Origin of the sequence: Streptomyces sp. PH10-H1, from assembly GCF_030063355.1 — a bacterium.
Lineage (GTDB): Bacteria > Actinomycetota > Actinomycetes > Streptomycetales > Streptomycetaceae > Actinacidiphila.
Window position 1 is genome coordinate 67,614 of record NZ_JASISZ010000005.1, and the last position, 11,582, is coordinate 79,195.

The following is an 11,582-nucleotide window of genomic DNA, read 5'->3' on the forward strand; positions in this document are numbered from 1 at the left end:
ACCCACCGGTGCGGATCGGGGGAGGCGGCCCGGCAGGACAGGGCCGCCTCCCCCGAGGCCACCCGGGGATTGGCTTCCTTACGATGAGCACCGTCAGCGTCGTGATTCCCTGCTACAAGTACGGCCACTTCCTGGCCGACTGCGTGCGCAGCGTCCTGGACGAGCAAGAGGGCCTGGACGTCCGGGTGCTGATCATTGACGATGCCTCACCCGACGACTCGGCGGAGGCCGCGTACAAGCTGGCGGCCTCCGACCCGCGGATCGAGGTCCGCGTCCACGAACGCAACATGGGGCACATCGCCACCTACAACGAGGGCCTGCTGGAATGGGCCGACGGAGACTACGTCGTCCTGCTCTCCGCGGACGACCGGCTGGTCCCCGGAGCCCTGGTACGCGCCGCCGCGCTCCTCGATGCTCATCCGGAAGCCGGGTTCTGCTACGGCCGGCCACTGCGCTTCCAGCACGGCGGGCCGCTGCCCGCGGCGCGCACCGGGAGCACCGGCTCGGTCGTCTATCCGGGGCTGTGGTGGCTGGAGCGGCGGTTCCGCGAGGCGACCGGGTGCATCACCTCACCCGAAGTCGTCGTCCGCACCAGCCTGCAGCGCACGGTGGGCGGCTACGATCCCACCCTCCCGCACGCCGGCGACATCGAGATGTGGATGCGGCTCGCGGCGCACGCCGACGTCGGCTACATACGCGGGGCGGACCAGGCCTTCTACCGGGTCCACGGCAATAACATGTCCACCACGGACTTCGGCGGACAGCTCGACGATCTCCGGCAGCGCCTCATCGCCTTCGACTCGGTGCTCGACAAGTGCGGCGACCGGCTGCCGCGGGCCGACCTGCTGTCACAAGCGGTGCACACCCGGCTCGCCCGCTTCGCGCTGCGACGGGCCTACCGCGCTTACGACCGGGGGCGTACCGGTGTGGTTCCTGTCGGGGAACTCGTCGCGTTCGCCGGGGAATGCCTGCCCGGCTACAAGGCCCTTCCGGAGTACCGGGCGCTGCGCCTGCGGCAGCGCATCGGCGCGAGGACGATGCCCTATCTGCAGCCGCTGGTGCTGTCGGCCGTGGTCGAGCGCGGGCGCGAGTGGTTCTGGTGGAAGTCCTGGAAGCGCCGGGGAATCTGATGCATCGTCAACCAAGGCCTGCTCTCCGCTCAGCTGGACAGCGGAACCTCGCGGATCCGGCCGGCCGCACGCCGCAGCCAGCCGGTGCCCGTGCCGCGCCGCCCCATCATGTACTGGTCGGCCCACAGAGCGGACAGCACCCCGCCGGCCACGCCCAGCAGGGCCACCCCGGTCAACCCGCGGCTCTTGATGCCGTACTGCCCGGCGGCGCTCGGGGGCACCAGGACGTCAACACTCATCAGCGACGCGGACGCGATCCCCTGTGCCGTCTGCATGTCCTGCACATGCTTCGAGTAGACCGCGATGATCTGCCGTACCGCCGCGTCCGCGCCGGCGGGATCCTCCTGCTCCGCCTGCACCTGCAACGAGGGGATCAGATAGCGCGGAGTCGCGCTGGTGCCGCTGTTGCGCGGAACCAGTTGGTACTTCCCGCGGACGCCGGCGGCACTCAACTCGGCGACCCCCGCAGGCGATTGCAGCTGCTGGATGACCGCGGAGGAGACCGCGGCGAGCGGCGGCTGCAGATTCGTGAACTGGTTCGGCTGCCTCCCGGTCACCGGCGGTTTGAGCACGACAACCGCCGAACTCATATACAGCTGGGTGGGGCGCAGCACCTGGTAGGCCCCGGCAGCGGTCAGCACCATCGCGAGGACCAGCACGTACCAGCGGCGGAGCAGCGCACGGACGAGCTCGCCAGGCGACACAGTGTTTCCTTCCGTCAGCACCGATACTGGCAGGACACAAGGGAAGCCGCCACCGAATCGGACATCCCGCGGCGGACGTCTCCGTACCCGTACCGGCACGTCCTATGCTGGTCCGGGGCCCTGGACCGACCGGTCCCGCGCACCGAGCCGGGGGTGGGTTCGTGAGCCTCAGTGAGCTCATCGCCGTGCTGCGCAGGCGGTGGTACCTCATGGTGCCCATTACCCTGCTCAGTCTTCTCGCGGGCGGGTACCTGTACCGAACGGTTCCGGTGGCCTACGAGTCTCAGAGCTCCATCGCCCTACTCGACTCCACGGCTGTCGCCAAGCTGGCCCCCACATTCGGCAATCCCATATCGAACGCGGGCGGCTCACTGGTCGTCACGGCCGATGTGCTGATCAGGACCCTCGCATCGACCGACGCGGCCCGGGACCTGCACGGCCTCGGTGTCACGGACTCCTACACCGTCGGCTTCGCGGCGAACACCTCGGGCCCGCTCCTCACCCTGGCCGTCACGGGAACCGACCGGGCGAAGGTGCTCCGGGAGACCACGATCATCACCGGCTTCGCCGACGAGCAGTTGAAGGCGCTGCAGGCCACGGCCAAGGTCGCGCCCGCGTACTTCGTCCAGACCGCTCCCGTCGTCCTGCCGCAGACACCGGTATCGCAGCTCAAGAGCAGGTACCAGGAGGTCGTGGGCGTCGTCATCCTCGGGACCACCATCGCGTTCGCGCTGTCCTTCGTGACCGAGAGCGTCGCCTTGACCCGCCGCCGCAAACGCGCCGGGGCGGCCGCCCCTTCCCCTCCCGCCGTTCCCCCACCCGGCGGGCGGGCGCCCAAAGGCCTCCTGAGCCGGCGGCTGGACGCCACCACGATCCTCACCGTCTACCTGGGGCTGGCCCTCTTCATCCCCTCGGATCTCGCCCTGCCCGCGCTCGGCGGCGTCGGCACACCGGCCAACGTCTTCGCCCTGCTCGGTCTCTTCTGGTATCTCGCGACCTGGCTCGCCGGCCGCGTCGTCCCGGCTCCGGGGACCCGGCTGCCGCGCGTCGCGATGTGCCTGCTCGCCGCCGCGGTGCTGATGTCCTACATCGCGGACGCGAACCGCAGCAGTTCACACAAGGAGGTCCTGGGGGCCGACCGGGGACTCATCGGTCTCCTCGTATGGGTCTCCCTGGTGGTCCTGGCCTCGGCCGGAATCCAGGAGCGCGGCCGCCTCGAGGTCCTGATGCGCCGGCTCGTCGTGATGGGCACCGTCGTTGCCGTGATCGGCTACTACGACTTCTTCGCCGCGACCAACATCGCCGACTCCATCCACATCCCCGGCCTGCAGTCGAGCGTCGCCCACATCTCGACCATGGACCGCGGCTCGTTCACCCGGCCGCGCTCCACCACGGCGCAGCCGCTGGAGTTCGGCGGGATGCTGGCCATTCTCGTCCCGTTCGCCGTCCAGCAGGCGCTCAACCCGGTACGTCGGCACCTCAGCTGGATCCGCCGCTGGGGACCGGTCATGAGCATGGGCGGCGCCCTGCCGCTGACGGTGTCGAGGACGTCCATCATCGGCGCCCTCATCGTCGCCCTGATCATGCTGCCCCGGTGGAAGCCGCAACGGCGTTGGGCCGCGATCGGCCTGCTGCTGGGTTCCATCGCCGGCTTCAAGGTGATCATTCCCGGGCTGATCGGCACCATCACCACGCTGTTCGCCACCTTCCTGTCGAACTCCGACAGCAGCACCCAGGCCCGCACCGTGAAGTACTCCGCGATCGTCCCCTACCTCTCCGAGCGTCCCCTGTTCGGACGCGGATTCGGGACCTTCACGCCCAGCCTCTACTTCTTCACGGACAACCAGTACATGCTGACCCTGGCCGAGATGGGCGCCCTGGGGCTCGTCGCGCTCCTCACCCTGTTCATCACCGGCATCCACACCGGCGGTGCCATCCGCCGACTGGCCCGCACGGAGTCCGACCGGGAGCTCGGGCAGGCGTTCTTCGCCTCGGCCGTGACCGCCCTCGTCATCAGCGCCACCTTCGATGCCCTCAGCTTCCCCATGTTCGCGGGAATGTTCTTCCTGACCCTCGGTGCCGGCGGAAGCTATCTCGGCTTCATCCGGCGCGACGCCGCTGCCGCTGAAGCCGCGGCCGGCGCTCCTGCCGCACCATCCGCACCACCCGCACCTCGCGCCGCGCCCGCCCGGCGCGAGGCCGAACCCCAACTCGTGGAGTCCTGATGCCCCTCCAGACCGAGGCCGAAGGCACCGGCCCCGTCGCCGTCCTTGTCGTCACCTGGAACAGCGCCGCAGTGCTTCCGGAGTTCATCGCATCGCTCCCGGAGGGCATGGACGGGCTCGACTGGCGGCTCGTCGTCGCCGACAACGACTCGGCCGACGACACCGTCGACCTGGTGCGCGCCCTCGCGCCCGGGGCCGTGATCGTCCAGACCGGCCGCAACGCCGGATACGCCGCCGGCGTCAACGCGGCCCTGAACGCCGCCGCGGAGTGGGACGGCGGCTACCGGGCGGCGCTGGTGTGCAACCCCGACATCCGCATGGGGCAGGGCTGCGCCAAGGTCCTCATGGACGCGCTCGGCACTCCCCTGCCCGACGGCACCCACATCGGGATCAGCGTCCCGCTGCTGTACGAGGAGGACAACCGCACGCTCGTCCACTCGCTGCGCCGCGAGTCGAGCGTGACCCGGGCCTTCGGCGAAGCGGTACTGGGCAACCGCCGGGCAGGCCGCTTCCCGCGCTGGAGCGAACTGGTCACCGACCCCGCCGCGTACACACGGGCGACGCGGGCGGACTGGGCGGCCGGAGCCCTGATGGCACTGTCACGGCAGTGCCTGGACGCCTGCGGGCTGTGGGACGAGTCGTTCTTCCTCTATTCGGAGGAGACCGAGTACTGCCTGCGCGCCGGGGATCACGGCTACGCCACCTGTCTGGCGCCCGCAGCCCGTGCCACCCACCTCGGCGGCGACTCGAGGGTCTCGCCACGCCTGTGGACGCTGCTGACCCTCAACCGCGTCCGGCTGTACCGGCGCAGGCACGGAGCCGTGGCAACCGCCTTTTTCCGGGCGGCCGTTCTACTGCGGGAGACCTCGCGGGCCGCGCTCGGCCAGGCGCCCAGCAGGGCGGCCGCAGCGGCCCTGCTCAGCTCGGAGCAGCTGCGCGCTACACCGGGTCCTGCTCCGCACGCACCGCTGTCAACGACTTCGTGATGCCCAGTACCCGCTCGTTGAGCAGTACCGAGCCGGGGAACAGATACCGCATCTCGGCGCGGGTCAGCAACTCGATGTTGACCACGGCGCTCATCCCCTCGTCCGGGCTGCCGGGGCGGCTGTGGACGAGGGGCCAGTGCCGCACCAGACGGGCCCGGACGGCCAGCGGCAGGAACTGGAACCCGGGTGCCAGGAAGTGCGGTTCCACCGGGAAGTAGCGGTAGGGCGTCTGAATCCAGTGCTGCGGCGCCAGCGACTCGACCGCGGCGACGAACCGCCGGCGCTGGCTGTGGCCACCGACGTGCTCGATCGTCGAGTTGGAGAACACCAGGTCGTGGCCGCCGAGGGTGGCGGCGACCGCCGGATCGGTCACGTCGGCGACCTCCGCGGTGATCCAGTCGGGCAGCTCGGCCGGGTGCTCCTCCAGGTTGATCAGGTGCACGTGCTTGGCGCGCAGCGGCGCTCGCAGCCACATCTCGGCGGTGCCGCCCAGGTCCACGACGCTCATGTCCTCAATGCCGGGGAAACAGCGCCGGAACCGCTCCCAGCGGGCGACGCGGAGGCGCTCACCGACCGAGCCGGGAGCGTCGACGAAACGGTTGCGGAGTGCACGGGGGCCGGGCATCGAATAAACCACCTGGGATTGGACCGCCGGGACAGGGTCGAGCCGCTGCACGAACGGGCATGGTACGAACGGTGTGGTGCGCGAGCTGTAGGCGCAACGGTACGCGGGGCAGGGCCACTTCTCAGGCGGTCGTGCGGATTCAGCCGGACGCTCGCGGCGGGTCCGGCTGCTCCCACTCCGTGTAAAAGCTCGACGGGTTCACCAGGTACCGGACGGTGGGATACGGCACGTGCCGCACCTGGTGTCTGCGACCGTACCGGTGGATGAGCTCCCAGTCCTCACGGGGCAGGACCTCGGGCGCCCGGCGCAGCCGGCTGAAGTAGAGGGAGCGATTGCGGCGGGCGACAAAGGCGTTGGTGTCCAGGAAGGACTCGCGGGCGGCCCGGCGGCGGTCGAAGGGCACCGAGAGGATGTCCCGTTCACTCCCGTCGGGCAGGACGCGGCGCAGCGCCGTGTAGACACCGTCGGGGCCGTCAGGTGCCTCCAGCACGGCGAGCGCCTGCTCGAGGTGGTCCGGTTCCCACAGGTTGTCGTCGTCCAGGAAGGCCACGTAGCGCGACCGGGTCAGTCTGATGCCCACATTGCGGACGACCCCGGCGGTGCCCGTGTTCCGCGCCAGCGAGACGGCGAACAGCCGTGGGTCATCCGGAAGTTCGGGCAGCCCGGCACCGTCGTCGACAACCATGACCACCTGGTCCCGCACGGTCTGGTCCAGGACCGAGCGCACGGCTGCCAGCAGCGCCTCGGGGCGGCGGTGGGTGGCGACCACCGTGGCGACCAGGGCGGTGGCGGCGGGCGCCGGAAGGGTGGGCGCCAGTCGTCGCGTCTCGGCGTCCTCGAAGCGTCGCAGCCGCAGGGCGGAGGGCGCCAGCAGGACCTTGTTCCTGGTCTCGAAGAGCACGAGCCAGCCGAAGGCCCACTTGAGCAGTGACCAGGGCGCCCGGGCGATACGTCGCATCTTGTTCCTTCTCACGGGGACGGCTCGGGGTTGACCGGGCGGCCGTCCGAGGTGCGGTTGCCGCTCCACACGTTTCCGGCGCCGGCCGCGTTCCAGGCGGCGACCGCACCGTACGCGCCGGAGCCACGGTGGTACTGCACCGAGAAGACATTGTTCGTGACCTTGATTCCGGTGGCGCCCTTGCCACCGCCGTACAGTGCGTACGCCCCGCCGGCCAGCCAGTTGCCGTCCACGGTCGCGTTGGCGACGACACCGGTGTCCGCGAACAGGCCGATGCTCCCGGAGGCCCCCTGATCGGAACTCACCGGATTCAGCAGCGTGTTGTGCCGGATGGTCAGGGTTCCCTTGTTGCCGCCGTCACTGATCACCGCGTTGGTGTGCTGCCACTCGCCACCCAGGTTCCGGAACGGGGCGATGTCGTGCACATAGTTGTCGTGGATGTTCCCCTGCCCCATCGACAGCGCATCCCCGTACACCGAGACGTCGCACCAGCCGACCTCGACCGAGCTACCGCCCATGTTCGAAACCGCGTAGTCCTCGCCGCCGTTGTCGGGGCCCTTGCCCGGCACCGCGGTGATGGTGGTGTGCAGGATCCGCAGGCCGCTGAACCCGGCGCGCAGGTTGATGCCCCACCAGTTCGTGGAGGTGACTCTGCTGTCGATGACGGTGACGTTGTTCGCGTAGATGTCGAGCGAGCCGGTGATGTCCCAGCCCTGGATGACCGTACCGTCGTCATGGATGCTCAAGGCCCCGGTGCTGTGGGGCGTCAGGGCGGTGCGCGGACCGGTCGTACGGGCATCGGGGAAGCGGCAGGCGCTGGGGGACGCACAGCTGCCCGTCGCCGGGGGCTGCTCGGTACCGCCGGTAGCGGGGGGACTGGCTGTCGAGCCGGGTGCGGACGCCGTCCGGCCGGGCCCTGCTGCGGCCGTTCCACCAGCGGTGTCCGGACCGGTACCGGTAGCGGCGGACGCTCCGGGGGCACAGGTCATCGCGCTGTCCGGGCAGGCCGCGACCGAATGCTCGCCCACACCGGAGCGGGATGCCTGAAAGACCGTCAGCACAACGGCCAGCAGCACCCCCGCGAGCAATAGGCGGCTTCTTCTCCGTACCATGCGACCCACCTCGTGGTCTCGTCCGTACCCGGCGCCGGGCCTGGTGTCCCAGTGTCCCGGTGCCCTGGTGAATTCATGCGGATTTTCGGTGCTTTGCCCGGTGGCGGCCACCACTGGGGCGGGAGCCGAGCAGGAAGCCGCGGCTGGGCAGTACGCACACCACGTAGCCGGCCAGGGCGGCCGTGCCGATGGCGAGCAGTGCGAGCCGGCTGTCGCCGAAGTACCGCTCCAAGCCGATGATGATCGCGGCCATCACGGCTCCGCCGAGGAAGGGCCACGCGCATGCCCTGGCGATCGAACCGAGTCTTATGCCTCCCCGGCTCAGAACGAAAAGGAACACCGGCACCACGATGCCGCCGGCGACCAGCACATGGCCCTGCGCGACGCCGACGATTCCGTCGGCGCGGGCGGCGACAACGAGCACGGGGACCAGGACGGCGAGCCACAGACCCTGCACCATGATGAGCGACCGGCGCTGACCGATCGCGACCAGGCAGTCATAGGCGAGCTCGCACCCGATACGGACCAGGCCGAGGGCCATCAGCCAGGGCAGCGCCTTGGCGGCGGGAAGCCACTGGCTCCCGTAGACGAGTTCGACGAGCGGGCCCGCGAGGATGGCCAGCAGCACGCACAGCGGAACCGTGCCGGTGATCAGGACGCCCAGGGCACGGCTGAAGCCCTGCGCGAGCGCCTGCGGCGACTCGGCCAGCCGGGAGAAGCCGGCGAAGGAGACCCGGCGTGCCGCCTCGGAGATGATCCGCACGGGCCAGCCGGACATGTTGAACGCGAGCACGTAGAAGCCCAGGGACACCTTGCCCAGTGTCGAGCCCACCACCATGGTGTCCACGTTGACCACCCCGAGGGCCAGCATGCTGGCCCCCGCGAGCGGAAGCCCGAACCTGAGCAGCACCCGGGCCTGCTCCGGGTCCCAGCCGAACCGCAGGGTCCCCGGCGCCGCCAGGCAGCAGCCGATCAGGGCCGCGACGTTCCCCACCACGGCTCCCCAGGCGAAGCTCATCGCGCCCCAGCCCTCGAAGGCCAGCAGCAGGGTCACCGCGGTGCTGAGTACGAAGTTGAGCGCGTCGATGACCATCCGTTTGCCCTGGGCGAACTCCCGGGTGAGGAAGCCCGCGGGCACCTGGGAGAGCCCGTCGAGCACCACGCAGATGCACATCACCCGCAGCACACCCGAGGCGTCCGGCGAACCGAGCAGCCGGGCCACCGTCGGGGCCGCCGCGAACAGCGCCACGTACAGCGCACAGCTGGAGAGCGTGCTGAGGGTCAGCACGGTCGGCGCGAACCGGCGCGCGTCTCCCTCCCAGCGCACGATGGCCAGCCCGACGCCCAGTTCGTTCGCGGACAGCAGGACCAGCAGCACCGTCTGGGCGATTCCGTACACGCCCCATTCCGCCGGTCCCAGGACGAAGCGCGCCAGCACGATCCCGGTCGCGAAGTTGCCCAGCCGCATGACCACGGTGTTGATCAGGCTCCACTGGGCAGCGGAACGGACCTTCTGGCCCAGCGACGGCGGGGCGGGAGCGGGTCCTGACTCGGCTCCTTGCTCAGTTCCGGACTCAGCTCCGGACTCAGCTCCGAGGGGAACGCGGGGGACGGGGAGCCCGGTCTCGGCGGGCGTTTCGTCGCCCGGGGCGGCCGTTAAGCGTGCCCTGTCCATGAGACGATTCCTTGTCGAGCGGCTCGTAGGATGCGCGGGTCACACAAACCGGTGCGCTTCGGTCTCGGTTGCGTCCGGCTGAGCTTCTTCGACCGGCTTCGACCACCGAGGGGCCGGCCGGCCGGCGGGCTGTCCTGCCGTCGGCTGCCCGGCGGGCGGTTGTCCGGCCGCCGGCTCTCCGACTGCCTGCTGCCCGGTGGTCCGCTGTTCGTCCGAATTTGCGTCCGCCACGTCATCGGCGTCGTCGTCCACGGACGGCGGAAGTTTGTGCGGCCGTAGGCGGGCCTCGACGAAGAAGGTGCCCGCCATGCTGAGCACGAACCCCAGCAGGCCGGCCATGATGAGGTATTGGAGCCTGGTCTTGGTCTGGGGCACCGGGTTCTGCGGGGGCACGATCGTCGTCATGCGGATCATGGCCTTCGGGGCGACCGACTGCTGCGTCTGGAACTGCTGCAGCCGTTCCGCGGCGTAGGCCGTCAGGATCTGGTCCGAGGCGAGAACGCCGGCCTTGTCGGTGCCGGTGACGGTCAACCACATGAGCGGGCCCTGGGCGTTGTCGGCGATCATGGCCTGATAGATCCCGGTGAGACCCCGCGCCTTGAGCTCGGTGATCGAGGCGTCGGAGTTCAAGTTCCGGGCGAGGCTGTCGGCCATTCCGGTGAGCGAGGTCTGCGTGCTCAGGAAGGGATTCCCGTCGAAGGCGACGGTGGCCTTCTGGGAGTTGAGGAGTCCCACCGTGCTCTGCGACTGGTACTTGACCGGAACCACCAGGTAGACGCCGGCCGTCAGAGCCGCGGTGAGCAGCAGTCCGGGCAGCAGGACGTACCAGCGCCTGCGCATGACCCGACAGATCTCTGCGAGATCCATTTCCCTCCTTCACGGCGTGGAGTGTCGTAGTAGCATCAATGACCTGTCCACGGACAGCGGTCAGGGCTTGGCCGTCATGCGACTCTACGGAGCCTCATGAGAAGCCACCCCGTTCACGGGGCGGAGGAGTCACGGTGTTCCCCCTCGCGGTTCCTATCGTGTGTGCTGCGCCGGGCTGACAGTGGATCAGTAATGTATATCGGTGGGCCGCGGCCGGTCGTGCGCGGTACCTCCCCCCAACAGGACCTGGGCGATCCGGTCGCTCGCGTGGCCGTCCCACAGTTCCGGGCAGCGCGGCGCGGGCGGGTTGTCCAGCACCCGGTTCACCGTGGACACGATGCGCTCCGGATCCCGGCCCGCCAGCACATTGGTGCCCTGCTCGACGGTGATCGGGCGCTCCGTGTTGTCCCGGAGGGTCACACACGGCACACCCAGTGCGGTGGTCTCCTCCTGGATGCCGCCCGAATCGGTCAGCACCACGCGGGCGGAGTCCTGCAGGGCGATGAAGTCGAGATATCCGGCCGGCGGGACGAGCCGGATGCCGCCGGGCACGCCGAGTTCGGCCAGCCGCCCGGCCGCCCGCGGGTGCACGGGCAGCACGAGCGGACAGCGGCCGGCGATCTCGCCCAGCGCCTTCAGCAGCGCGGTGAGGGCCTCGGGATCGTCCACGTTGGCCGGCCGGTGCAGCGTGACCAGGCCGTACTCGCCCCGGGTCAGCCCGTACCGTTCCAGGATGTCCGACTCTCGCGCCCGGTCCAGGTTGGCGAGCAGCGTGTCGATCATGACGTTGCCGACGACATGGATCTGGTCGTCCCGGTAGCCCTCGGCGCGCAGGTTCACGGCCGCGTCGGGCGAGGGGGCCAGCAGATAGTCGCTGACCCGGTCGGTGGCGACGCGGTTGACCTCCTCCGGCATGCTCCAGTCACGGCTGCGCAGGCCGGCCTCCACATGGGCCAGCAGCGGGCCGGCTTTCGCGGTGACCAGGGCGCAGGCCAGGGTGGAGTTGATGTCGCCGACCACGACCACCGCTTCCGGGGCCACCTCGTCGAGCAGCGGCTCGAATGCCGCCATCACCCGTCCGGTCTGCTGGGCATGGCTGCCGGACCCGACGCCGAGGAAGCGGTCGGGAGGACGGATGCCGAGGTCCCGGAAGAACACATCGTTCATGGACTCGTCGTAGTGCTGTCCGGTGTGGACGAGGACCACCTCGGCGCCCCGGCGCTCCAGGGCGTCCATCACCGGTTTGATCTTCATGTAGTTGGGCCGCGCTCCCGCGACGCAGACGATCTTCATCATCGTT

Annotated in this window: 11 protein-coding genes; 4 read left to right on the forward strand and 7 right to left on the reverse strand. The window is 69.9% G+C overall.

Features of this window, described 5'->3' with window-relative positions; all coding sequences use genetic code 11:
* Window positions 1–83 precede the first annotated feature (83 nt).
* On the forward strand, window positions 84–1,130 hold the full coding sequence (locus tag QMK24_RS05195; RefSeq protein WP_283463927.1) for a glycosyltransferase family 2 protein: 1,047 nt from the start codon (window positions 84–86) through the stop codon (window positions 1,128–1,130).
* Between the two features lie 29 nt (window positions 1,131–1,159).
* On the opposite strand, the gene QMK24_RS05200 is transcribed toward QMK24_RS05195, so the two are convergent.
* A complete protein-coding gene (locus QMK24_RS05200; RefSeq protein WP_283463928.1) occupies window positions 1,160–1,834 on the reverse strand; it encodes a hypothetical protein in 675 nt (224 codons plus the stop codon).
* 161 nt (window positions 1,835–1,995) lie between these two features.
* Between QMK24_RS05200 and QMK24_RS05205 the strand changes: the two genes are divergently transcribed.
* On the forward strand, window positions 1,996–4,059 hold the full coding sequence (locus tag QMK24_RS05205; RefSeq protein WP_283463929.1) for an O-antigen ligase family protein: 2,064 nt from the start codon (window positions 1,996–1,998) through the stop codon (window positions 4,057–4,059).
* Entirely contained in the window at window positions 4,059–5,045 is a 987-nt protein-coding gene (locus QMK24_RS05210; RefSeq protein WP_283463930.1) for a glycosyltransferase family 2 protein, read from the forward strand. Before QMK24_RS05205 ends, QMK24_RS05210 begins: the two co-directional genes overlap by 1 nt.
* On the opposite strand, the gene QMK24_RS05215 is transcribed toward QMK24_RS05210, so the two are convergent.
* The 3 genes from QMK24_RS05215 to QMK24_RS05225 all read right to left on the reverse strand — a co-directional run bounded on the left by QMK24_RS05215 (window position 4,999) and on the right by QMK24_RS05225 (window position 7,374).
* Window positions 4,999–5,670, reverse strand: coding sequence for a class I SAM-dependent methyltransferase (locus QMK24_RS05215; RefSeq protein ID WP_283463931.1), 672 nt, complete (start codon window positions 5,668–5,670; stop codon window positions 4,999–5,001). The genes QMK24_RS05210 and QMK24_RS05215 overlap by 47 nt on opposite strands.
* Window positions 5,671–5,809: 139 nt before the next feature.
* Window positions 5,810–6,628 carry a glycosyltransferase family 2 protein gene (locus QMK24_RS05220; RefSeq protein ID WP_283463932.1) on the reverse strand — a complete coding sequence of 273 codons (819 nt, stop codon included), beginning with the start codon at window positions 6,626–6,628 and terminating at the stop codon, window positions 5,810–5,812.
* 11 nt (window positions 6,629–6,639) lie between these two features.
* Window positions 6,640–7,374, reverse strand: coding sequence for a hypothetical protein (locus QMK24_RS05225; protein ID WP_283463934.1), 735 nt, complete (start codon window positions 7,372–7,374; stop codon window positions 6,640–6,642).
* Between QMK24_RS05225 and QMK24_RS05230 the strand changes: the two genes are divergently transcribed.
* The gene (locus QMK24_RS05230) at window positions 7,367–7,675 is read left to right on the forward strand and encodes a hypothetical protein (RefSeq protein WP_283463935.1); all 309 of its coding nucleotides are present in this window, start codon (window positions 7,367–7,369) and stop codon (window positions 7,673–7,675) included. The two genes, QMK24_RS05225 and QMK24_RS05230, sit on opposite strands and share 8 nt — an antisense overlap.
* Window positions 7,676–7,813: 138 nt before the next feature.
* Here QMK24_RS05230 and QMK24_RS05235 read toward each other — a convergent pair whose 3' ends face one another.
* The 3 genes from QMK24_RS05235 to wecB all read right to left on the reverse strand — a co-directional run bounded on the left by QMK24_RS05235 (window position 7,814) and on the right by wecB (window position 11,578).
* A complete protein-coding gene (locus QMK24_RS05235) occupies window positions 7,814–9,415 on the reverse strand; it encodes an oligosaccharide flippase family protein (RefSeq protein WP_283463936.1) in 1,602 nt (533 codons plus the stop codon).
* A 39-nt stretch (window positions 9,416–9,454) separates the two neighbouring features.
* Window positions 9,455–10,282 (reverse strand): YveK family protein, encoded by an 828-nt coding sequence (locus tag QMK24_RS05240; protein WP_283463937.1) that lies wholly within the window; start codon window positions 10,280–10,282, stop codon window positions 9,455–9,457.
* A gap of 186 nt (window positions 10,283–10,468) precedes the next feature.
* Window positions 10,469–11,578, reverse strand: coding sequence for a non-hydrolyzing UDP-N-acetylglucosamine 2-epimerase (gene wecB / locus QMK24_RS05245; protein ID WP_283463938.1), 1,110 nt, complete (start codon window positions 11,576–11,578; stop codon window positions 10,469–10,471).
* Between the last annotated feature and the right edge of the window lie 4 nt (window positions 11,579–11,582).

Excerpts from the sequence above, each read along its gene's own strand:
- QMK24_RS05215 (WP_283463931.1), bottom strand. The coding sequence starts at position 5,670 with ATGCCCGGCCCCCGTGCACTCCGCAACCGTTTCGTCGACGCTCCCGGC.
- QMK24_RS05230 (WP_283463935.1), top strand. The coding sequence starts at position 7,367 with ATGCTCAAGGCCCCGGTGCTGTGGGGCGTCAGGGCGGTGCGCGGACCG.
- QMK24_RS05195 (WP_283463927.1), top strand. The coding sequence starts at position 84 with ATGAGCACCGTCAGCGTCGTGATTCCCTGCTACAAGTACGGCCACTTC.
- QMK24_RS05235 (WP_283463936.1), bottom strand. The coding sequence starts at position 9,415 with ATGGACAGGGCACGCTTAACGGCCGCCCCGGGCGACGAAACGCCCGCC.
- wecB (WP_283463938.1), bottom strand. The coding sequence starts at position 11,578 with ATGATGAAGATCGTCTGCGTCGCGGGAGCGCGGCCCAACTACATGAAG.
- QMK24_RS05240 (WP_283463937.1), bottom strand. The coding sequence starts at position 10,282 with ATGGATCTCGCAGAGATCTGTCGGGTCATGCGCAGGCGCTGGTACGTC.
- QMK24_RS05220 (WP_283463932.1), bottom strand. The coding sequence starts at position 6,628 with ATGCGACGTATCGCCCGGGCGCCCTGGTCACTGCTCAAGTGGGCCTTC.
- QMK24_RS05210 (WP_283463930.1), top strand. The coding sequence starts at position 4,059 with ATGCCCCTCCAGACCGAGGCCGAAGGCACCGGCCCCGTCGCCGTCCTT.